Raw genomic sequence first — 22,593 nt, forward strand, 5'->3', positions numbered from 1 at the left:
TCCACTGCTTCCGCCCTACTCTGCTTAAGCCCACTGCTAGCGCCACGTGCATCAGGTGCGTTATCAGCGCACTTGCCATTGCTACGTGTTTTTCCGGCACACTCCAGCACGTCTGCGGGCGGTAACCTGCTTACTGAACTCACACCAATACAACGCGTGACGGTGCGGCACATGCGTTATTTACTGTTCAGATTTGGCGTTTCCGCCGCTTCTGTTTGGTGAAATCTTCGTATTTATGTAGCACCCGGCGTATCTCAGTTGAGTCTACCTGCCCCGCAATCAGCATGGAACCAACGCACAATACGCAGCCCGAATCCTTCCTCCTGGGCCCAACTCTATCCGCCGATGAGTTGCTCGACACGTTGCCCTTGGGGATGCTGGTGCTGGATGAGCAGCACATTATCCGGCGCGCAAACCAGCAGGCGGCCCATTGGGGCGGTGTTTCCGCCGCGCAGCTACTGGGCCAGCCGCTCCTTCAGGCTGCTCTGCCCCTGGACATCCGCACAGGTTTTGTGCACCTGCTGAAATCGGAAGGTTCGGCACCCCAGGAAGTATACCTGCCCGAGCAACCAGAGCAGTGGCTTTCACTTTCAGCCAGCCGCCAGCCGGGCGGCTGGGTGCTGTATGGGCAAGACATCAGCCAGCAAAAGCAGGCTCAAGCCCAAGCCCTGCACCTGCACGACGAGCTGATAAAGCGGGCCACCGACAAGTACCATGCCCTGTTCTACACCATGGACCAGGGCTTCAGCCTGTTGGAACTCCTCTTCGACGAAACCGGGCAGCACGCCGTTGACTACCGCTATCTGGAACTCAATCCGGTATTTGCCCAGCAATCGGGCATGCCAGCCAACGCGCAAGGCAAATCCCTGCGGGAGTTGGTGCCAAATATTGAGCAGCCTGTTTTGCAGCGTCTCGAAAGAGTGGTTCGCACCGGCGAGCCGGTTCGCTACGAGCACTATATGTCCGAGCTGGGCCGCTGGTTTGAAGTGTGCACCTCGCAGGTGGGCGGGCAGGGCAGCCACACCCTTGCCAATGTTTCCACCGACATTACGGCCCGCAAGCGCCGCGAACAGAATCTGGCGTTTCTGGCTGACCTGAACGTGGATTTTGCGCCGCTGCTTAGTGCCGAGCAGATTATGGCCCGCGTGAGTGAGCAGCTTGGTGACTACCTGCACCTGTCGCGCTGCCACCTGGCGGAAGTAGACGAGGCTGCCAGCACTTTGGTGGTGATATTTGACTGGCAGCACGCGGCCGGGCAGCTGCCGCCGCTGCTGGGGGCGCACCACATAGCCGATTACCTGACAGCCAACGGCCGCCAACACCTTAGCGCCGGCCAACCGCTGGTATTCAACGGCCAGGACGGCAGCGCCCTGATCAGCACCTCGCCCGATGTGCTAGCCACCATGGGCTTTGGCGCTTCCGTTGATATTCCGTTGCTCATTGATGGCCACTGGCGCTTTTTACTTTCTGTAGCCCGGGCCGCGCCCGGTGAATGGCGGCCCGACGAAGTGGAGCTGCTGCAGCAGTTGGCCGCCCGCATTCACGCGCGCCTAGCGCGTGCCCAGGTTGAAACAGACCTCAGGCAAGCGCACGACCAGCTGGCCGACGTGCTTGAGCACACAAACGACGCCTTCTACGGCCTGGATGCAGATCTGCGCTTCACGTACATCAACCAGCGGGCCGCGCAGCTCTGGGGCTATGAGCAGGCCAGCCTTATCGGGCAGGTGTACTGGCAGCTATTTCCGCAGGTAATGGGCACCGAAGTTCTTCGCCAGCACCAAGAAGTGTTGCAAACCCGGCAACCAGTGCACTTTGAAACCATATCGCCTATCCTCGGCATCTGGATTGAGATGAGCATCTATCCCAGCCAGCGGGGCGGCATTTCTGTGTTTTTTCGCGACATCACCGCCCGCCGGTACGCCGAGGTGCGCCAGTCGTTTCTGCTGCAGCTCAGCGATACACTGCGCTCGGTGACGGAGCCTGCCTCTATTCAGGAAACAGTGATGCACCTGGCGCGCCAGCACTTCGGGGCCGACCGCTGCTACTATGGCGAAATTGAAGGTGATGCTGCCGTAATCCGGCATGATGCGTCGGCCGAAGGACTGCCTCCGGTAGCTGGCACATATCGGCTGGCTGATTTTGCGTTGCTGCAGACAGTTATTGAAGCCGGACAGCCGTTGATGGTGCGCGACGTGCGCCAGGATCTGCTGGCCGACGAAAACCTGCTTCAGCTTTGCCTGCAGCTACAAATCATTTCCTTTATCAATGTACCCGTTGTAAAAAACGGGCGGCCAAGCGGCGTGCTGTGTCTGGCGCAAGGCACCCCCCGCGACTGGACCACCGCCGACGTGAATCTGGCTGCTGAGGTAGCGGACCGCACCTGGGCTGCTGTGGAACGTGCCCGCGCCGACGATGCCCGCCATGCCAGCGAGCAGCGTTTACAGGCCGTAATGGAAAACCTACCGGGTGGAGCCGTATTTGTAGTGGATACCCGCTTACGCTACCAGCTGGCCGAGGGCGCTGCGCTACGCCAGATGGGCCTGCTGGCATCCGACTACGTGGGCCGCTCGGTGCAGGAAATGGTAGTTCCGCATCTCTGGCCCGACTACCAGCGCCTCTACGCGCAGGCTTTCACGGGCCAGCCATTTGAGTACGAGCACGAGCAGGATGGGCAGACATTTACCGTCCGGGGCGGTCCGCTGCGCGACGTAGAAGGCAGCGTGGTGGCCGCGCTGGTCGTCAGCCACAACATCACCGCCCGCAAGCAGGCCGAAGACGCCTTGCGAAAGTCAGAAGAGAAGTTCCGGCTTTTCGTGACAACCAGCTCTGACACGCTCTACCGCATGAGTCCCGACTGGCGGCAGATGCTTACGCTGGAAGGCAAAAGCTTTCTGGCTGACACTACCGACCCGACCATGAGTTGGATCGAGAAGTATCTTCCGCAGGAAGACCAGGCCTCTACCTGGGTTACTATTCGGGCGGCCATCAGCAGCCAGCAGCCTTTCCAGCTGGAACACCGCGTTCATCGTGCCGATGGGTCGGTGGGCTGGACGTATTCCCGGGCCGTACCGGTACTCGATGAGCAGGGCAACACCATCGAATGGTTTGGGTCGGCCACCGACATCACCGCCCGCAAGCAGGCGGAAGAGGCCTTGCGCCTGAGTGAGATGCGCCTGTCGCTGGCGCTGCAGGCAGGGCGTATGGGCAGCTTCGAATGGACCTCAAAAGACAACCGTATCAGTTTGTCGGCCATGTCGAGGGAGGTGCTGGGCTTACAGCCGGATATGTCTATTACCACCAGCGACGAAGGATTTTTGCTGCTGCACCCCGACGACCGTACCCGTCATCGGACTCTTTTTGAAGAGGCCGGCCGCACAGGCCAGGATTTTCACAGCATCTTCCGCATTGTGCGCCCCATTGATGGGGAAGTGCGCTGGATTGAGGAGCGCGGACAAGGGGCGCTCGACCCAGCCGGAAAAGGTATTTGCCTGCGCGGCGTACACTGGGATGTGACCGAGGCGATGCTGGCCCAGCAGCGGCTGGCTGAGTTCAACACCAGACTGGAGCAGCGCGTGGCCCGCCGCACCCGCGACCTGCAAGCCAGCCGCGACCTGCTGCAGTCCGTGTTTGATACCAACCTAATTGCTATGTCGGTACAGAAAGCCGTACGCGACGAAACCGGGGCGGTGCAGGATTTTCGGCTACAACTGGTAAGCGGAGAACTGGTGCGCTCCACCGGCCGTACCGACCTTGTGGGCAAGCTGTATTCCGAGGAATACCCCGGCATCCGCGAAGCTGGCATCTTCGACCTGGCCGTGCGCACCGTAGAAACCGGTGTGCCGCACGGCGCTGAGTACTACTATGGGTATGAAGGCTTTAACAAGTGGTTTGCCTGCCAGTTTGTGAAGCTGGACGACGGTATCGTGGCCACCAACCTCGACATCACCGAGCGCAAAACGGCTGAGCAGGAACGCCTGCGGAACCTGCGCCTGCTGGAGCAGGCCGAAGCCGTGGCTGGCCTGGGCAGCTGGGACTACGACCTGACCACCAATACCATGCACTGGTCTGATGGCATGTACCAGCTGTTTGGCTTGCCCGTGGGCAGCCCCGTGACACCAGCCGACTACCTGGCCATGGTGATGCCTGACGACCGGCCCCGGGCCGAGCAGCTAGTACGCCGCCTGGCCACCGGCGCGGGCGACTTCGAGGAAACGCTGTGCCTGCGCGTGCACGGCCAGGTGAAAACAGTGCGCATAAAGTCGGTGGTGTTTCATAATGAGCAGCATCAGGCTGTGCGTGTGTTGGGCGTAGACCTGGACATCAGCGAGCTGCAGCGGCTGGAGAAAGACAACCTGCGCCTGCGCTTGCGCCAGCAGCGGGACCTGTTTGAGGCCGTGCAGGCTGCTCAGGAAGCCGAGCGCAAGCGCATGGCCGAAAGCCTGCACAACGGCATCGGCCAGATGCTGTACGCCACCAAGCTTCGCCTCGACCGGCTGCATACTCCACTGCTGGACACCGACCCCACCCTGGCTACAGCCCGCCGCGAGGTAGATCAGCTGCTGGGGGAGGCTATTCGCCAAACCCGTAGCCTCTCGCACGAGCTGGTACCCATGGTGCTGGCTGAATTTGGTTTGGCTGCCGCCCTGAAAGATATATGCCGCAACAGCAGTAGCCCGCACCTGCGCCTACAATGCCACCTGATCCTTGACGATGCTGCCGCACCGCTCAGCCAGCCCCTCCAGATGGCGCTCTACCGGATGGCCCAGGAGTTAGCCCAAAATATCATAAAGCATGCGCAGGGCGCTAGCGAGGCAAGTCTGGAGCTGGAAACCATGCCCGGCTGGGTGATACTGCGGGCTGAAGACAACGGCCGGGGATTTGCCCAGACGCCAGCTACCTCCCCCGGCTTGGGTTTGCGCAGCATGCGCGACCGGGTAGCCCTGCTCGGGGGCCGGTTGGAAACTGGTTCCGTCACTTCAGGCGGCGCGTACGTACGTATACGTATTCCCTTACCTGCTACTTCTGCCCACCATGATTCGGATATTCCTTGTTGATGACCACACTGTCCTGCGACACGGTCTGCGGGCGCTATTTCAGCAGGAAAACACATTCCAGGTTGTTGGAGAAGCTGAAAACGGCGAACAGCTGCTAGCCCAGCTACCCACCACGCCCTGCGACGTAGTGCTACTGGACCTGAACATGGCCGGCCTGAATGGCTTGGCTACCACCCAGCGCCTGCACACTGAGTTTCCCGATGTGCGCGTGCTGGTGCTGTCTATGGTGGCCTGCGAGCGGGCCATTGGGCAGGTGCTGGCGGCCGGGGCCCACGGCTATATACTCAAAAACGCCGGCCACGAAGAAATTGTACTGGCCGTACGGACAGTAGCCGCTGGCCAGCGTTTCCTGTGCTCTGAGGTAGGCTTGGCGCTGCTGGAAAAAATGCTGGCCAACTCCCCGGAACCCATTATCAAACCCATAGGTGGCCTTTCAGTACGGGAGCAGGAAATCCTTCGGCTGGTGGCCGATGGCATGACCACTGCCCAGATTGCCGACAAGCTGTTTACCAGCCCGCGCACTGTGGAAACTCACCGCCAGAACATCATGGAGAAAACCGGTGCCCGGAATACAGCTGCGCTGGTGAAAACGGCTGTCAGTGCAGGGTGGCTTAGCTAATTAACCCAGGCGACTGACTTACATCTGGCGGGTTGCGGCTGACCCAAAACCGGCCTCCGTACATGTACGGAGGCTGCTGGAATAACCACGTAATTTCCTCATAAAGGGCAGTATACGGCCCTCCGTCCGGCATTTTCAGCCGTAGAAACAGGCCCTGGTGTGCCATTGCCGCTAGGCCTGTTCCTACGCTCTACCCATGAAAACCGACGCTTCCCTGTCTCGCCCATGGTTGGCTTTGCTTGCGGCAACCGGTGCTTCCCAGAATACCGCACCCATTGCGCCAGAAGCTACACCGCCTAAAAAGTGGCCGCCGTATTACAGCAGGCCGGTATGCTGGCCTCACCCCCGCTTGTTGGAATTTGGCCGCCCTATGTAGGGTGTAACCGGTAGCACTTTCCTGCTCCAAGCCTGGATATGCCTCCATTGCTGGTAGTACCGCACTATCTGCTGAGGATCCGCTCTGCCGCCCCAACCTCACCATCTCCACCACCCAACCCATGACGAACGTCGAACTATGGGGCGGGGTCGAATGCACCTGCCGGCGGATTGAAGACAGCTATTCCGACCAGCTCACGCGCAGTGGGCACCGGCACCGGCTAACCGACCTCGACCTGTTTGCCGAGCTGGGCTTACGTACGCTGCGCTACCCGGTACTTTGGGAGCACACAGCCCCCGATAGCCTCGACCACCCTGACTGGCGCTGGCCTGACGAGCGGCTGCCCCGGCTGCAGGCCCTGGGCATCGAGCCGATTGTGGGTTTGGTGCACCATGGAAGCGGCCCCCGCTACACTGCCCTCAACCAGCCTGATTTTGCTCCTGGCCTAGCCCGCTACGCCGGCCTGGTAGCTAGGCGCTACCCGTGGGTGCGTTACTACACCCCCGTAAACGAGCCTCTGACCACAGCCCGCTTTAGTGGTCTTTATGGGCTATGGTATCCCCACGGCACCACCGATGCCGCGTTTGTGCGTGTCCTCTACAACCAACTGCTTGCCACCAAACTGGCGATGCAGGCCATCCGGCGCGTAAATCCCGCGGCGCAGCTGGTGCAAACCGAAGACCTGGGCCAGACCCATTCGACGCCGCTTCTGGCCGACCAGGCTAGCTTTGAGAATCATCGGCGCTGGCTAACGTTCGACTTGCTGAGCGGCGCCGTGACGCAGCAGCACCCGCTGTGGTCGTATCTGCGCCGCCACGGCCTGCATACTGCCGAGCTGTTGAACTTTCAGTACGATCCGCTCCCGCCTGACATTCTGGGCATCAACTACTACGCCACCAGTGAGCGGTTTCTGGATGACCGGCTCCGCTTCTACCCCGGCCGGGGCACACTGCCAGCCCTGAGTGGACGCCCCGCCTACGTTGATGTGGAGGCAGTGCGCGTACCTGATGCCCATTTACTGGGCCTGGAAGGCGTGTTACAGCAAGCCTGGGCGCGCTACGGCCGGCCACTAGCCGTAACAGAATCGCACCTGGGGTGCACCCGCGAAGAGCAGATGCGCTGGCTGCACCAAGCCTGGGAGGCTACCAACCGCCTGCGGGCCAGCGGCGTGGATGTGCGCGGCCTCACGGTGTGGTCGTTGCTGGGTGCTTACGACTGGGACAACCTGCTCACCCACGATGGAGCCTCCTATGAAAGTGGGGCGTTTGATGTGCGCGGTGGTCAGCCCCGCCCCACGGCCCTCTGCAAAATGGTGCAAAACCTGGCCCGCCATGGCCACCATCAGCACCCCGTCCTGCAAGGTCCTGGCTGGTGGCAGCGTCCCACGCGCTTCTATGCAACCGCCTGATTTCCTTTTTCGCATGAACTACCCTACCCCTTTGTCAGCTACCGAAACAGCTTCGCTTGGCAGCCCACCTTTGCTCATAACGGGCCGCACCGGTACGCTGGGCCAGGCGTTCCGGTGGGTGTGCCGCATTCGTGGGCTGGAAGCAGTGTGCCTCGGCCGCGCCGAACTGGACATTGCGGATGCCTCGGCAATTAACCGGGCCTTGGAGCGCTACCAGCCCTGGGCCGTAGTGAATGCTGCAGGTTATGTGCGCGTAGATGAGGCTGAAACCGATATGGCCCGCTGCTACCGCGAAAATACCATTGGCCCGGCGCTGCTGGCCGAAGCCTGTGCGGCCCGCGGCATCCAGCTGCTCACCTTTTCCTCGGACCTGGTATTCGACGGAGGGCAAAACCATGCGTACCTCGAAACCGACCGTACCCGGCCCCTCAACTTCTATGGCCACAGCAAGCAACAGGCCGAGCAGGCAGTTCTGACTTGGCTGCCAACGGCGCTGGTGGTGCGTACCAGCGCCTTTTTCAGTGCCTGGGACTCGCACAATTTCGTGCACCATGCTTTGGCCGCTGCCCGCACCGGCCAGCTTTTTCCCGCCGCCAACGACCTGCTCATCTCGCCCACCTATGTACCTGACCTGGTGAATACTGCCCTCGACCTGCTGCTGGACGAGGAGCACGGCATCTGGCACCTCGCCAACCACGGCACCTGTACCTGGGCTGAGCTGGCCCGCCAGGCAGTAGCCGCTGCTGGCCTCGATAGTACGGGCATTGTGCCCCAGCCGGTATCGTCGTTTAGCTGGGCAGCGGTGCGGCCTGGTTTCAGCGCGTTGCGCAGCCAACAGGGCATGCTGCTACCGAGTGTGGAAAATGCCCTGCAACGCTATTTGATTGACGAACAATTGCTGCAGTCAGCAAATCCCCCAGCGCTGCTGGTTGAATGAATGGTAAAGCCAACTGCCACACATAGCCTGCCAGAACCACTCTGTTGCGTTGCGCTCCAATCGAACAGCCGCTATGCCCCACAGAGTAGCTGGCATACATAAGGTACAGCCTAGTACCCGGAAACTTTAGTTAAATCTGTCCTCAACACGAATCTGCCTCATGCCTCTGCACCCCGAGCTAGACAAAAAGCTAAGCAAAATCTTCGAGCCTAAAACCAGCATCAACGACGTGTTTAAAGGCTACGACATCACCTTTGTTACCAACGAGCATGGCGAGCCGGTGCTGCTGTTCTTCGGCCAGCGGCGGCCCGATGGGCTGATAGTTGGCGAACGGTACACGCGTACCATCAAGCGCCAGCCGGGCAGCCTGGAAGTGAAATCCAGCCATTGGGACAATCAAGGCAAGATTATGCGCTAAAGCAGAAGCAGTATAGCCTCCGGCAAAGCTACTGGTTGGCGGTACTGCCGTCCTTGAAAGACCCCGGCCCCGGCAAAGCAGCAGCTGTCTGGCAACTGCTGCTTTGCCGGGGCCGGGGTCTTCTGTGATTGTACAATCCACATTTTACCCGCCTGGGTTACGCTGCTGCTTGAATCAATTGCAGGCAACTTACTCCGGCGTTTCAACCGGGGGCTTGCTGGAGAAAAAGCCGGGCAACGTGAAGCGCTGCCCTTTGGCCAGCAGGTGCAGGCGCAGGTCGCGGATGGAAAACACCTCTCCGGGCTGCACTTCGGGAATCGTGTTGCCCGTGCATCCGTGGCCATCCAGCAGCACCGCAATACCGTTGCCGATAACCTCCAGCTCATTGCCTTTGGTGACGAGCACGGCGGTGTCTTCTTCCAAACCCAGGCCGATGCAGCCGGGATTGGTAGCAATAATCTGAGCCATACGCACGATGCGGCCCCGGGCAATGAAGTGCGTATCCACGGCTACATCACGCAGTAGCTGCAGGCCAGTGGTGATGTGGATTTCATCTTTCACGAAGCCGGCATCATTGCGGCCCTGATAAATCATGGGAGTGCTCATGGCAGTGGCCCCCGCGCTGGTGCCCGCAATAATTATCGGCTCGCGCAGGTAGCGTTCTGTGAGGCGTTCCAGCACCAGCGTCCCCCCAAGCAGGGCTGTGAGGCGCAGCTGGTCGCCGCCCGTAAACATCACGCCATTGGCCCGATTCAGTATTTCCAGCGCCTCCACGCTGTTGGCCTGCTCACGGCTTTGTATGTTCAGCACCTCAACATGCTTGAGGCCAAGAGTATTGAAAAGGTCAACGTAGTCTTTGGCTGAAACTTCTGGCTCTTCTGACGCGGTAGGAATGACGACGATGGTACCTTTCTTGGGTAGCTCATCCACAAATCGCTGCAAAATAAACTCCGGTGACTGCTCGTGCGAAGGACCGGCTTTCTCGCGCTGCTCATGGCCACCAATAAGAAGCAGTTTGCCTTTGGGAACAGGAAATATGTTGGGCATAATGGGAAAAGAGAGTGAAAAAGGCAGCGCTGCTACCTGATACCGGCGCCTCAACTGACTGACGCCAGTGAAGCGCCGGCAGAGATAAGGAGGCCTAAAGCAAACACTAAAAAATAGAGAGAGGCCTCAGCTACTTCCTGCCCAAGTGCATAGCAGGAAAAGCTCGGATGTTTGTACGGCACCACAGCGCCTTCTATGGCGCCAGAAATACTGGTTCTGGACTTCGGAAAACCCGTATTTTAACTGCGGTTTGAAGCTCTCAGCTATAGTCATTCATCAGCAAGCCCGATAAAGTATCTCACACAGGAGTTGGAAATTGACAGGTGCTGGTGTAGGCCACAGGCAATTTATTCCTGTTCTTCTTTCCACATAGCCACTACCGGTTTGCCGCCACCTACGTGGTAGGCCCGGCGCATGAAGTTGGTGTTGAACTCTAATGCAACATTGCCGTCTTTATCGATGGCAATCATGCCCTTGTCGCCGCGCAGCTCGTCGGCGCGCAGGCTTAGGGCAGCCTGGCAGGCTTCAGCCAACGGCAGGCCTTTATATTTCACCAGGGCGTAGACTTCGTGCGCAAGTGCGCCGCGCATAATCACCTCTCCGTCGCCGGTGCAGGACACGGCGCAGGAGTCGTTGCTGGCGTAGGTGCCGCCTCCCAGCACAGGGCTGTCACCAACGCGGCCTTTCAGCTGGCCTTCAATACCGCCGGTGCTGGTGGCCACGGCCAGATTACCGTCCTGGTCGAGTGCCACGGCGCCTACGGTGTCGTGGCCGGCCATGGCGCCTTCCTTCTGCACAATTCCCAGCCACTGCTGGTAGGTTTTTTCGGTGACGAAATAGCTGGGGCCTTTCACTGGCAGGCCTTTTTCCAGAGCCAGCTCCAGAGCCCCAAGCTCAGCAAGGCACACATGTGGGCTGTGCTCCATCACGGCACGGGCCAGGCTGATGGGATTCTGCACGTAGGGCACGGCGCTTACGGAACCCGCCTTCAGAGTACGGCCGTCCATAATAGCGGCATCCATTTTCACCTCGCCCTGCTGGGTGAGGCCACTGCCACGCCCGGCATTGAAATGCTCGTTGTCTTCAAGGCTCCGCACTACAGCTTCCACTGCATCGAGAGCCAGGCCGCCGCGGTGCAGAATTTTCCAGCCGTCCTGCAGGGCTTCCGTTAAGCCTTCGCGCTGTGCAGTTTCTTCTTCCGGGCTTAGCTCGCCGGGCTTCATCGTCACGGCACCGCCATGGATTACGAGGGCATACTTTTTCATATTTGACCAATAGGAGTAAGCTGCCAGAGCTGCCCGCAGCCGGTGGGCAGGCATTGCAGGCGGTAGTAGCCACGCAGCAGGCGGCCGCTGAAATTGAGGCGGAGCAGGCCCTGCGCCAGCTCGGTGCGCAAATTGCCGCTAATACCGACGTGTTCTGAAGCCAGCTGTACGGCACCAGATTCTAGGCGGGCCAGCGAATTGAGCATAGGTGAAGCCGACAAGAGCCACAACAGTACCGGACGTTTGTTGAGTTGTTTGAGTGGCAGCGGAACAACCCAGTGCGCTCGGCTGCCCTGGCTGTCTTCCAGGCTCAGCTCATAGTAAGTTGGTATTTCCCGGGAGTGGCGCACAGCAAAGGAGATGCTGGGCGCAGGTGCCAACACTTCCTTGTGGGCCAGGGCAAAGGTGGGGTGCATAGCGCAGCGTTGGAAAAGTACAGACTGGTGTATTATGCGCCTTGGAGTAGCGTAGCAGCGAGCAAGAAGCTGAGCTGTTCGCGAATAAGCCCAGCTTCTGCTTTCAGTTTTTATACCGGGCAGTTTCTGCTGCTGAGGCACTGCCCTCGCACATCACGCTGTCAGGCACAGCGCCACACACCGTTTTGCAGCCAGCAGTCGGTAGCAGTGCTGCCCTCGCGCAGCACCCAGTTGCCGGGGCGGCCCTGCCATTTCAGGTGCCCATCGGGGTCAGCAGAGCAGGCAATGTCGAGTGAGCGGACATCCAGCACATCTGTGTCAGCCGATACGTGATGCACGCGCAGATGCTCCACATAGTCCAGCGTGAGCTTGGCGGCATCGAGGCAGGCGGGGTGCAAGGCCAGGTTGTGGGCTGGGGAAGCCATGGCTGCCGACGGAAACAGCAGCCCGTCGAATGCATTGCCTAGCTGGCAGGCTTCAGCTATGGCAATGGAGAGGCGGTAGTGGTGATGGTTTGTTTCATCCACAGGCTTAGTGAAAGTATGGGTGAGAAAAGCGGCCAGCTCGCGGGTTTCGTCAGGTAGTTGGGCCAAGGCACGGCGCAGGGCTTTCTCACGGTCTGAATGCGGGTCATCTGTGCAGATATCGGCGTAGCCGAAGCTGAGGATGCGCAGCGGCTGCCGCGTTTGCCAGCGCCCAATAACGATACCGTCGCCGGGCTGCACATGAGCCTCGAAAAACGGTGGGTGCCACGTAGCGCTGCAGTAGAACATAGACGCTCCGGCCCTGTTAGCGCGCTGGTTTTGCTGTACCGCTTCCGCTGGCGGATACGATACATCTGCCAGCCGCTCAGGCAGCTTATCACTTAGGATGCCGCGGTAGAGCAGCCGGCCAGGCGCCAGCGTGAGGCAGCGCAACGGCTGACCTTCCAGCAGCTTACGCACGCGCTCCACCAGCTCGTCGATGGAGTGCTGCCGCAGATTAAGGTGCCTTAGCGAAGCTAGCTGGTGCCTGGCCTGCGTAGCTGAAGCAGTTGGGAAGCCGGTTTTCATGGGAAGCAGCAAGCCAACTCCTGTCCCATGCCCGGGGCGGCAAGCAAGGGCAAGAGCACGATAAGTATTTACAGTTCTATTGGTTGCCTGCACGTGCTGACGGTCTTATTGAAGCATCTCTCCCACTGCAGTTTCTCCTGTTGTGCCAGTTGCTGATGTTGACTTAGCCGGCAACGTGCATCGTACCTCAGTAGCTTGGTACAGGGCAGGGCCGAGATGCGTCGGCTTCGTTTGGCAGGCCATGCAGCCGTTCTTGGGGCAGTTGCGGGCTACAGTGCTTTCTGGTTGAGGTAGTTCTTGGCCAGATCATTGAGCTTGGTGTCGGTGAGCTGCTCTTCCTCTAGTGTCTGGCGGAGCAGCCCGGCGGCCTGAACGTGGCCGAGACGCTCGGCATAGTGGGCAGCAGTGCCGTAGCCGGAAATTTCGTAGTGCTCAATGCGTTGAGCAGAAGCAATCAGGGCAGCATCCATCACCTCTTCAGTGGCACGCTCCGACATGGTTTCCTGGCCTTCGGCAATGAGGCCGGCCATGGCCTTGCAGGTATGGCCGTCGAGGTCGAGGTTCAGTGCTTTGCCGATTTGCTCCAGGCGCTGAAGCTGCGTTTCTGTTTCGTGCAGGTGCTTGGTGAAGCCAGCCTGCAGGCGGCCATCCTTGGCTTTCTTGGCCATCTGGGGCAATGCCTTGAGCAATTGGCTTTCGGCACTGTATAGGTCTTTGAGCTGCATCTCAAACAGGTCGTCGAGGGTTTCCAGTTTATCGAACATGGGAAAGAGGAAAAGGTGGAAATAATGAGGGTATCGGCCGGTGTTGCGGCCCCTCGTTGCTTACGCCTTCCCTACCAGGCACGTTAACTCCTGAGCAACGGAAAACTTGCCTGAGCCACATTCGCTATCAAATTTAAATTATTGATTATCAAATAATTACAGAATCACAAGCCTCATAGAACGGAGTGGAATTGCAGGAAGTACGCAGGCAGCAAATACGTATTATAGCGTAGATAATTCCGCAGTTTACGCACGGCTACTGCGTGGGTAGGTTACCCAAGCTTCCCGGTACAACGGTATCAAAAGTGGCGTCTGTACCGGCTGGCGACTGGCACCGGGCGGCAGTAGCAGAACGGCTGTACTGCAGCTTCCAGCAGTCCTGGCTTGCCAGGTAGCATTGAGCACTGCCATCAAGTGCTACCACCAAGAGTAACAGACAGATTTACCGTGTTTCTTCCTACGTATTTCCTGACCAGAACACGTAATAATCCTTCCTCTTTAGCCTCATTATCAATCGTATAACCGACACAACAATTCTTTCACTTTTCTTTAAGTAAGTCTATCATGTACACATCATCTTTCCGACCCGCATTACTGGGCTTAGTGCTTATTGGCACGCAGCTGGCTGCCTGCAGCTCCAATAGCGGCCCCGAAACAACTACTACCACCAATCCTGCTGGCACTGGAACAGGGGGCGGTACTGAGGCAACTATGGATACCAGCGCCATGAATGACAACGGCGACGGTATGAGCAGCGGTGCCACCGGTGATACGGATGACATGAATGGCAACTCCACAATGGGTGCCGGAAATTCGGGTAGCTCAACCGGTTCCGGCACTAATGGCAGCAACACCGACGCAGCCAACGGCGCTACCTCTGGCAGTACCAGAACCAATGGTCCCGGCGGTACTTACTGAGCTTTTTGCTGGTACCACTCTCCCTAACACAAACCGGCCGGCCTCCTGATGAGGCCGGCCGGTTTGTGTTAGGGAGAGTGGGTGCTGCTATTGGCGGCATGCTATAGCGGAGAAACCAGCATACAGCCCTTCGTGGCTGTTAGGCACTTCAGATCAGGCACTTGCCTGCCTAGCACGCCTAGCGCAGTTCCACGAAAAAGCAGGTTCCTTTGCCTTCCTGGCTTTCCACCCACAGCTTGCCACGGTGCAGCTGCACAATCTGCCGGGTGATGAACAGCCCCAGGCCTGTGGCAGCGCCCCCACCAATGCCAGGGCGGGCCGAGGAAGTAAATTTCTCGAATAAGTTGGCCTGCAGCGCCTCCGGAATGCCGATACCAGTATCACGCACCGTCAGCAGCACGCGGCCGGCATTTTCCTGCAGCCCCACTGTCACGTGGCCGCCAACGGGAGTGAACTTCAAGGCGTTACTCACCAGGTTGTCTATCACCCGCCCAAAACTATCCAGATTCAGGTTGACCGGCAGAGACTGTGACGGTAGCTCTACCGCCAGGACAAGGCCTTTTTCAATAGCAGCCAGCTGGTAGGTTGCCAGCCGGCGCTGCAGCAGGTCAACCAAGTCAACTGGCTGTTTCTTCAGGTGGCCGGCATCTAGCGAACCTAGCAGTAATATGTCGTGCAGTAGCTTGGTAGCATCGGCGCAGGCCTGGCGAATAAGGAACAGATAGTGTCCTGACTCCTGCCCGGATTTGGGATTCCTGGTTTCGTCTAGCTCGCGCTGCAGCAGTTCGGCGAGCAACTGAATATGGGCAATAGGCACCTTCAAATCGTGCGTAACCATATGCAGGACAGTTTCCTGCATATCATAGAGGCGCTTCAACGACAGTTCCAGGGCTTTCCGGTCGCTGATATCTTCCAGCTGCGTGTAGCCCAGCTCCTCGTTGCCATCAAAAAAGCAAATAGAGGTAACCTGGCACCAGAAAGAAGACCCATCAGCGCGTACCAGGCAGGTTTCTAGGGTGAAGCTCAGTAGCTTGTGGTTCCATAGCCGCTGCTGCAGAAAGTGCCAGTCGTCGCGGTGGTCGGGGTGGGCAAACTCCATGATGCGGTGGCCTACCACGTCCTCCATGCGGGTGCAGTCCAGCATCTCCAGCATAGCTTGGTTGGCCTGCCGGATAATCAAATCGGAGCTAATGATTTTTTGCCCAAACGGCGAATTTTCGAATATTGTACGGAAACGGTCATGCGCCTGGTCTGTGGGGGCAGCTGGCGGTACTTGGGCAGATGCTGTATTGCCGGGCAGCGGCTCTTTGGGCTGAAGTACGTTTTGTTGTTTATTTGGAAGGGGTTGGTTGGAGGTTTTCATAGCGGGGTTCAGCAAAAAGCTGAGGAGTATTAGGCGAGGTAAGATAGAGCCTAATATTGTCTTGACTATATACCACTGTTCAGCGCAAACAGTAATGCAGTGGTCTTACAGATACAGCTTTCACAGCTCTGGCTAGGCCCGATGCCACTGACAGCGCGCAACTAAGGTTTCACTCCGTAATTCACGCGGCCCTCTGCGTAGTTATGCGGTCGGCCTGCGGTAAGAACTGAATTTACTATGAGCGGGTATCTGCCTTTGTTTAGGCGGGGTTTGGCAGTAGTAAGCCCAACTGCCAATCAGTGCTTGATTGGTAGTTGGGCTTTTATGCTTCACTGCATTCATTACAATCTTGCCCTTGTTGGCTCCGACCACCAAAACCGTAAGCGGATTGCCAATTAGAGCGTATGACTGCCCGAATGCCGAAGTATTCATCTGGTGCATACACTCACTGCTCACCCCCACTTGCGCGGGTCGGTGGTGAGGTCGGAGGCCAGCATATTCTGCGGCGCGCCAAGCACGGCGTACACTTGCTGTAGGCGCTCCTCTACCGAGCCGGTGAGCAACGTGTACGGAATCTGCAGCATATCAAGCTGCATGGCCACCATACCGTGGTGAAAGTCGCGCAGGGCTTCCGGGTCGCGCCAGCCGTCATCTTCGTACGGAATATCGGGGGCGCAAAGGAAGGTGTGGAAATAGCGCTGCCGGCACTCGGCGGCCAAGGTAAGCAGCTCGGGGGCGCAGCGGGCGTAATAGAAGTACGAAAACTGCGCCGTGGTGGCAGCATTGGTATCTACAAAAAGGAAGTGCCGGGCGTGCGGCACGGCTTCGTCTTCCAGCTCGCGGTGGCGGTGCGCAATGTAGAGCAGGTCGTCGAAGTCGGTGGCGCCGTTCTTTTCCTCGTGCAGCGTGCGGCCGTACTCGTGCACCCACACCGTGCCATAGGCGGTGGCCAGCGCCTTGCTTAGCGTCGATTTGCCGGTACTTTCAGCCCCCATCAATACAATCTTGCGGATGAACTGCGGCGAGTGAAAGTGCGCCTGCACCACCGGATGCAGAAAGGCGGTATGCCCATACAGGTCTGCCCGAATCTGAGTACCGGAAACGGGCACCGTTGCGCGGGCAGGGTCCACCGCCACGTACTCGGCGCCGATATGGGCCGCGAAGCCGGGGCCGTATTCCTCGGAAGCAAACACCACATCGGGCTGCAATGGCTGCTGCCGCAGCCAGCGCCGCACAAACTCGCGGTGCGAGTGGTCGTCGGCTTCGTTGGGCGGCACGGGCAGCTGGCCTACTGGCAGCGCCACCACATGCAGCACTGTAGTACCAATGCGCGGCGGCATGCCCGGCTCGGCGCCGGCCGGCGTATAAATCTGCCGGATCCAGTTGGCGCGGGTTTCGGCGTCCATCGTGGCCGGGTCGGGGTTGGAATACACCAGCACGTAGAGGTCTTGCACGCGGGCGGCCGCCTGCTCCAGCAGCAGCTGGTGGCCGGCATGAAACGGCAGAAACTTGCCCACCACCAGCCCGATAGGCCAGGAAGGAGTAGCAGTTGTAGAAGTAGGGTTCAAGCGTGCGAAAGTTGAGGCCCGCCGGAAAAGCAGCTGGCGGGACAGGCAATATATTGAGTTTTGTACTTCTGCCGGCTTAGCGGCGGGCAGCATCAGCCCAAGTAGCAGCTATTTCAGCTGCAGTCCGGTCCGGCGCATTTCCGAGTTGGCCGTGCGGTACAGGTGGTATGTGTTGGTGGCCGCCTCATACTCCAGCCCGATTTCCGAAGCGCTGCTTTCGAATGGCTGCCCGCCCAGCAGCCGGCCCTGGCTGTCGTAGAGGTAGCACTTACGGGGGCCGGGCTCGGTGAGGGCATACACGCGCCGCCCACCCCCGAAATCGAAAAACTGCACCGGCTTGAAACCCGACGTAAGAAAGCGCTGGCCCAGCACACGCCGCCCGGTGGCCTCAAACACATCCACTTGGCCACCTTCCTCGCGGGCCACCACATAAGAGCGGCGCTGCTGGTCAGAAATAAGGCGAAACACTGAGCTGCGGCTCCAGGTGGACACTCGGCGCCGGCTCACGATGTCGCCGGCCAGCGTGAACGTCACCTGCTCGCCGTGCTGGTTGACGGTGGTGAGGCGGGTGCGGCTGAGCGTGGGGCCGGCCGTTTCCACCAGAGCCTCGCTTTGCAGCCGCGCCCCCATACTGATGGGGAAGCCCGGGTAAGTTCCGCCCTGCTGATCGAAGGCGTAGACGTAGCCGTTTTCCAGAAGCACCACCAGCACGTCGCGCCCGCCCACTACCAGATAGAGCGGTGGGGCAGCCAGGTTGAAATCCAGCCGCTTGGGCTGCCAGTTAGGGTAGGCGTTGCCGTTGGTGTCGTACAGAAATAGGTTGCCGCCCCCACCCGTCACCAGCAGCCGCGGGGCGGCCCCCGCTCCTTCCGGCGACACGCTCAGGGCCGTGGCCCGCACCGAATCGGGCAGGTTGAGCGGAAACTGCGGCCCCGGCCGGCCCTGCTGATCCAGGAAGTGCAGCTGGCCGGCCGTGGCCAGCAGGTAGCCGGCGCGGCCTGCCACTATGCGGCGCAGCACCCGACCCACCAGCGGCCCCGGCAGCGAGTCAGACCAGGCCACCACGTTTTCGGGCGTCACGTAGTGCAGCACCTGCGCGGCATCCTGCACCAGCACGCCGGGGCGGGTAGCGCCGGCCACGGGCACCAGCAGCGGAGCGCCGGCCAGCGGCGTTTTGAAGGCCAGCACGCTGCCCGTGCCGGTGCTGCCCTGCGGCCGTGCCACCGCCGGCCCCACCAGCGGGTGGCGCAGCAGCAGCTGGCTGAAATATTGGGCACCATCCTCCTGCTCGTTGGCGGCTGGCACCAGCTGTAACGCCACCTGCGGAAACCGCTTAAACAACGACTCGTTGCGCAGCAGCCCGGCCCGGCGCTCTTCCACCAGCCCGCGCAGCAGCAGGTTCCAGGCATTGCGAGTGTCCAACACCACACTCAGGCGAGCCAGCGGCTGGGTTTCCTGCAAGAAAGCCACCTGCGTAGGCGACCGGGCCCACACATTCTCGGCCGCCACATCCTGCAGCCAGGCCCGGAGCGCGGCGGCATCATCCCCGAAAACCAGGTAGCTGCCCACCACTGCCACCACCGGCGCCCGGAAGCCGGCAAACAGCGGCCCTACCAAGCGGGCTGGCAGCTCCGGCACGCCGGTCTGGTGAATCTGGTAAGGCCCCACCCGCTCGAACGACGGGCTGGCGCCCACCACTCGGCGTAGCTGGCCCAGCAGCAAGGCCTGTTGCGCAGGGCGGGCGCACCACATCAGGGCCAGGCGGCCGGGCTTCACGCGGGCCGTGGGCGGCGCCAGGTAAACCAGCGCCACTTCCTGGCTGAGGCCGGCCGTGAGGCTGTCGAGCAGCGGCAAAGCGTCCGGATTGAGCGTATCGGGGCGCGCCGTGGTGGCGCGGGGGTTGCGCAGGATACTAGCCGGCCCTAGCCCCAGGTGCACCAGCAGGGCGGTGCGCATACTAAGCACTTCGGCCATGCGCAGGCGTTGGGCGGGCTGGCCACGTAGCCGCTCGTGCAAACTACCGGCCGTAGTTTCGGGATTCACGAAGCCATTGAGCACCACCTTGTTGCCAGCCAGCTTCATTTCCAGCTGCCCGTTGCGGGCCAGGCTGGTTACGGCCCCAATCCCCGGCACCACATCCGACCGAAAGAACACGCCCAGCAACTGCGGCAGGCGCCGGTAGTTCACCAGCAAGGTGGCATCCACGTCGCGCAGCCGGAAGAAGTCAGTGCCCTGGAAGTCGGCCGCTACGGTAGGCTGCTTGGGCTCCGCTAGCCGGCGCACCACGGCTTCCACCAGCTGCGAATTGGAGCTGAATACCAGATGGTTGCGGTGGTTGATAAACGTCAGACCGCGCTCGGTGCCGGGCTCGGTGATTTCCGTAAGTAGCGTGCCTTCGTAGTCGCGGGTGCGCACCCGAAACTGCGGGTCGCGGCCCAGCGCATCCACCAGGCTGCGCACCTGCCGGTACTCGCGCACGCTGCCCACAGGCACCTGCAGCAGCACATCGAAGCGCCCGGGCCCGGTGACGTGCACCGACGTCAGCACGTTTTTGCGGCCCAGAAAGCGCAGCACCACGTTGCGGCTGCCGGTGAGGCTGTCGATCATGGCCACGGTGTTTTCCAGGCTCTGAAAGTAGCTGACGGTGGTAAGGTTGTCCCAAACCTGCGTTTCCTTGAGGTGGCGCACCAGCGTGGGCTGGTCGCGGGTAGCCGTCACCAGCACGGCATCGTCGGGCACCAGCGCCCAGGGGTCGACGGGGACGGCGGCTACCGTGCGCCGGTAGTACACGTACGACGCCAGCGCCGCCAGCAGAAACAGACCGGTAAGGAGTACAAGTAGCTTTTTCGACATTGGAACACCGGGAGCGGGCGGCAAAAGTAGCTATTCAGCCGTAGCCAACCGATTTACTGCCCGTCATACGGCTTCTGGCAGCCAGTGGCCAGTTAATGGCCAGCAATACAGTTAGCCGAATTGGTGAAACCGGAGTTGTCGGAATGCAAATCTGCTTATCTTCAAGCATGACATTTCGCCGCAGATTTCTCGGTTTTCGGAATGCGGCAGCTCGCCCGCGGGCCGGGCTGCTGGTGGCGCCGCTGATGCTGCTTTCGTCCTGCTTTCAGCTGCGTGAGCCCGAACCGGCCGGCGCGGCCAGCGACTGGCTGCCTCCCACTCAGATTGATATTCTGCTGGCCAATTTCACAACGGCTGTGCAAACGCTGAACGTGGTAAACTACGAGCGCACGTTTGTGGGGCCGCAGTACCGCTTCCTGCCCGACCCCACGGCGGCTGGCACTGCCACTACGCTTTTCGCCAACTGGAGCGTGAACGAGGAGCGCGACTACCTCAACGGCCTGCGCCGCCGCTCATCTGCCACCACCCAGAACCAGCTCACGTTCAGTGGCCGCCGCGACCAGTTTTTCACCGCCGATTCGGCCGAGGTTTCGGCGCTCTACCAGCTCCGGATTGTGCAGTCGGACACGGCATTTCGCTCCACAATGCTGGAAGGCAACATCCGGCTGCTGGTGCGGCGGCGCAACAACGAGTGGAAAATAGCGAGCTGGCGCGACCAGCGCACATCCAGCGCCATGAGTTGGACCGACCTGAAGCAGTATTTCATCCGCAACTGAAGAGTAGCTGAGTAGTTGAGTAACTGAGTAATTAATGTTACACAGTGATAAGTAGCGCGAACTTTGTAGTTCGCGCTACTTCCCACAGCGCTTCAAGAAAGACCCTGTGTAACAGCAGTAAGTAGTTGTTCGGGTATCAGAATGGACTATCGTATGCCAAAGCACCTTACTCAGCTACTCCGTTGCTCTGTTACTCTCTGCGCCGTAGGTGCGGCGGGCTGTAACCCCTTTGCCCCCGGCCTCGACGACCAGCCCACCGACCCTAACCAGCTGCTGGGCAACCCCGTGACGGTGCGCGGCTTCTTCGAGCGGTTCCGGAGCGCCTACCAGCTGCGCGACTCCACGCTCTACGGCCAGCTGCTGGACCGGCGCTTCACGTTCACGTACCGCGACTTTGCGGCCAACCTGGACCGCACCTGGAACCGCGACGTGGAAATTGCCACCACTTACCGCCTGTTTCTGGCCTCGCGCACTGCCAATCTGCAGTGGACCCAGTATCTGCCTACTACCGACACGCTGTTTTCGGACACGCTGATTTACGTGGAGCGCAACTTCCAGCTTAGCATCGAGCAGCGCGACAATCAGCGGTTCACTGGGGCCGGCTCGGCGCGGCTGATGCTGGTGCGCCGCCAGAAAGGCGACCCATGGCGCATGCGCAGCTGGTACGACCGTAGTGAATTTTAAGGATGCTGTAAAGACTCGTAGAATGCCTTTTCCCACTCCCGGGCCCGCTGTCTTTTGCGCCGCTGCCGCACAACGAGACATGTTACCAGGATAATAGCCACGGCTACGCTCCCACCCGCCGCCAACAGCAGCCCCTGAGCCAGCGCAGCCACTTGGTACTCTATGTGGTTGAACTTCTCGGCCTGCGCCACGGCCGCCAGCAGTAGCGCACCCGTCAGCAAACTGCTCTTCTTCATTGGGCCAGGGCTACAAAACCAAAGGGGCAGCCGCCGGAAGTTCCAGCGGCTGCCCCATATGGCAAGCATCAGCAGTTATTGGAGGTTTGTCAGCTCCACATCGAAGCGCAACGGAGCGTCGGGCGGGACAACGCCGTTGGCACCAGTTGGGCCATAGGCCAGTTCCGAAGGCATCAGCAGAATGGCTTTCTCACCTTTGCGCAGCTGCGCAATGCCCAGCTCCCAGCCAGCAATTACCTGGCCGCCACCTACGCGGTACACAAACGGCACCGGTAGGCCATCGGCCCCGATGCGCGACTTATCGAACACCTGGTTGTTGCTGATCAGGCGGCCAGTGTACACCACCGAAGCCTGCTGGCCGGCAGTGGGCAGGCTGCCGGCACCAGCCTTTTTGGTGATGATGTACAGGCCCGAAGGCTGCCGGCGCGCCGTAGTAAAGCTGCTGTCGGCAATGTATTTGGTGATGGCCAGCGAGTCGGCCGTGCGCACCTGCTTCTGCCGCAACAGCGCCTGCGCATTCAGGGCGTCAATGTCGATGCCGGAGTCGTTGCAGGCCGTAAACAGCACTGCTGACGAGAGCAGCAAGCTACCGGCAAGGGCGAAACGGATGCGAGAAAGAATGCGGGAGAAAGAAGAAAGCATATACGAAAAGTGAAGGGCTGATTAAAGGCAAGAGGCCGTTCTGCCGCCAAGGGTTGCAGCAAGTTGCTGCGAGTCTGCCAACGCCAGGGCCGGCACTAGCCAGCCCATGGCAATTGTAGCTATGCGGCAATCAAAAGTACGCACATTACCCGACCACTGCCAGCCCTACTGCCCACTACAGCGCCGCCCCCGCCAAT

At 60.1% G+C, this 22,593-nt stretch carries 18 protein-coding genes; 8 read left to right on the top strand and 10 right to left on the bottom strand.

Going from position 1 to position 22,593, the window contains the following annotated elements; all coding sequences use genetic code 11:
- Window positions 1-284: 284 nt before the first annotated feature.
- The 5 genes from H8B14_RS15535 to H8B14_RS15550 all read left to right on the top strand — a co-directional run bounded on the left by H8B14_RS15535 (window position 285) and on the right by H8B14_RS15550 (window position 8,812).
- Window positions 285-5,054, top strand: a complete 4,770-nt coding sequence (locus H8B14_RS15535; protein WP_187316573.1) for a PAS domain-containing protein — start codon at window positions 285-287, stop codon at window positions 5,052-5,054.
- Complete coding sequence (locus tag H8B14_RS15540) at window positions 5,032-5,673, top strand: response regulator (protein ID WP_187316574.1); 642 nt, start codon at window positions 5,032-5,034, stop codon at window positions 5,671-5,673. The genes H8B14_RS15535 and H8B14_RS15540 overlap by 23 nt, the downstream gene beginning before the upstream one ends.
- 497 nt (window positions 5,674-6,170) lie before the next feature.
- A complete protein-coding gene (locus tag H8B14_RS20900; protein ID WP_222840617.1) occupies window positions 6,171-7,457 on the top strand; it encodes a family 1 glycosylhydrolase in 1,287 nt (428 codons plus the stop codon).
- A 13-nt stretch (window positions 7,458-7,470) separates the two neighbouring features.
- Complete coding sequence (locus H8B14_RS20905) at window positions 7,471-8,394, top strand: SDR family oxidoreductase (protein ID WP_222840618.1); 924 nt, start codon at window positions 7,471-7,473, stop codon at window positions 8,392-8,394.
- A 160-nt stretch (window positions 8,395-8,554) separates the two neighbouring features.
- Window positions 8,555-8,812 carry a hypothetical protein gene (locus H8B14_RS15550; protein ID WP_187316575.1) on the top strand — a complete coding sequence of 86 codons (258 nt, stop codon included), beginning with the start codon at window positions 8,555-8,557 and terminating at the stop codon, window positions 8,810-8,812.
- Between the two features lie 189 nt (window positions 8,813-9,001).
- On the opposite strand, the gene H8B14_RS15555 is transcribed toward H8B14_RS15550, so the two are convergent.
- The 5 genes from H8B14_RS15555 to H8B14_RS15575 all read right to left on the bottom strand — a co-directional run bounded on the left by H8B14_RS15555 (window position 9,002) and on the right by H8B14_RS15575 (window position 13,356).
- Entirely contained in the window at window positions 9,002-9,859 is an 858-nt protein-coding gene (locus H8B14_RS15555) for a cyanophycinase (protein WP_187316576.1), read from the bottom strand.
- A 347-nt stretch (window positions 9,860-10,206) separates the two neighbouring features.
- Window positions 10,207-11,124 carry an isoaspartyl peptidase/L-asparaginase family protein gene (locus H8B14_RS15560; RefSeq protein ID WP_187316577.1) on the bottom strand — a complete coding sequence of 306 codons (918 nt, stop codon included), beginning with the start codon at window positions 11,122-11,124 and terminating at the stop codon, window positions 10,207-10,209.
- A complete protein-coding gene (locus tag H8B14_RS15565) occupies window positions 11,121-11,540 on the bottom strand; it encodes a hypothetical protein (RefSeq protein ID WP_187316578.1) in 420 nt (139 codons plus the stop codon). Before H8B14_RS15565 ends, H8B14_RS15560 begins: the two co-directional genes overlap by 4 nt.
- A gap of 161 nt (window positions 11,541-11,701) precedes the next feature.
- Complete coding sequence (locus H8B14_RS15570; protein WP_187316579.1) at window positions 11,702-12,592, bottom strand: RES domain-containing protein; 891 nt, start codon at window positions 12,590-12,592, stop codon at window positions 11,702-11,704.
- 269 nt (window positions 12,593-12,861) lie between these two features.
- The gene (locus H8B14_RS15575) at window positions 12,862-13,356 is read right to left on the bottom strand and encodes a ferritin-like domain-containing protein (RefSeq protein WP_187316580.1); all 495 of its coding nucleotides are present in this window, start codon (window positions 13,354-13,356) and stop codon (window positions 12,862-12,864) included.
- Window positions 13,357-13,920: 564 nt separating this feature from the next.
- Between H8B14_RS15575 and H8B14_RS15580 the strand changes: the two genes are divergently transcribed.
- The gene (locus tag H8B14_RS15580) at window positions 13,921-14,274 is read left to right on the top strand and encodes a hypothetical protein (RefSeq protein ID WP_187316581.1); all 354 of its coding nucleotides are present in this window, start codon (window positions 13,921-13,923) and stop codon (window positions 14,272-14,274) included.
- A gap of 178 nt (window positions 14,275-14,452) precedes the next feature.
- Here the strand turns inward: H8B14_RS15580 and H8B14_RS15585 are convergent, their stop codons facing one another.
- The 3 genes from H8B14_RS15585 to H8B14_RS15595 form a co-directional block, all read right to left on the bottom strand.
- On the bottom strand, window positions 14,453-15,637 hold the full coding sequence (locus tag H8B14_RS15585; RefSeq protein WP_187316582.1) for a PAS domain-containing sensor histidine kinase: 1,185 nt from the start codon (window positions 15,635-15,637) through the stop codon (window positions 14,453-14,455).
- Window positions 15,638-16,089: 452 nt separating this feature from the next.
- Window positions 16,090-17,205, bottom strand: a complete 1,116-nt coding sequence (locus tag H8B14_RS15590) for an AAA family ATPase (protein WP_187316583.1) — start codon at window positions 17,203-17,205, stop codon at window positions 16,090-16,092.
- A 108-nt stretch (window positions 17,206-17,313) separates the two neighbouring features.
- A complete protein-coding gene (locus tag H8B14_RS15595) occupies window positions 17,314-20,058 on the bottom strand; it encodes a hypothetical protein (RefSeq protein ID WP_187316584.1) in 2,745 nt (914 codons plus the stop codon).
- 167 nt (window positions 20,059-20,225) lie between these two features.
- Here H8B14_RS15595 and H8B14_RS15600 point away from each other — a divergent pair, with 167 nt between their 5' ends.
- Window positions 20,226-20,834, top strand: coding sequence for a hypothetical protein (locus H8B14_RS15600; RefSeq protein ID WP_187316585.1), 609 nt, complete (start codon window positions 20,226-20,228; stop codon window positions 20,832-20,834).
- A gap of 153 nt (window positions 20,835-20,987) precedes the next feature.
- A complete protein-coding gene (locus H8B14_RS15605) occupies window positions 20,988-21,518 on the top strand; it encodes a hypothetical protein (RefSeq protein WP_187316586.1) in 531 nt (176 codons plus the stop codon).
- Here the strand turns inward: H8B14_RS15605 and H8B14_RS15610 are convergent.
- The gene (locus tag H8B14_RS15610) at window positions 21,515-21,754 is read right to left on the bottom strand and encodes a hypothetical protein (RefSeq protein WP_187316587.1); all 240 of its coding nucleotides are present in this window, start codon (window positions 21,752-21,754) and stop codon (window positions 21,515-21,517) included. The two genes, H8B14_RS15605 and H8B14_RS15610, sit on opposite strands and share 4 nt — an antisense overlap.
- Window positions 21,755-21,829: 75 nt before the next feature.
- Window positions 21,830-22,396, bottom strand: a complete 567-nt coding sequence (locus H8B14_RS15615; RefSeq protein WP_187316588.1) for an FKBP-type peptidyl-prolyl cis-trans isomerase — start codon at window positions 22,394-22,396, stop codon at window positions 21,830-21,832.
- Window positions 22,397-22,593 lie beyond the last annotated feature (197 nt).

The sequence above is a fragment of the Hymenobacter puniceus genome, from assembly GCF_014333525.1.
Taxonomy (GTDB): Bacteria; Bacteroidota; Bacteroidia; order Cytophagales; family Hymenobacteraceae; genus Hymenobacter.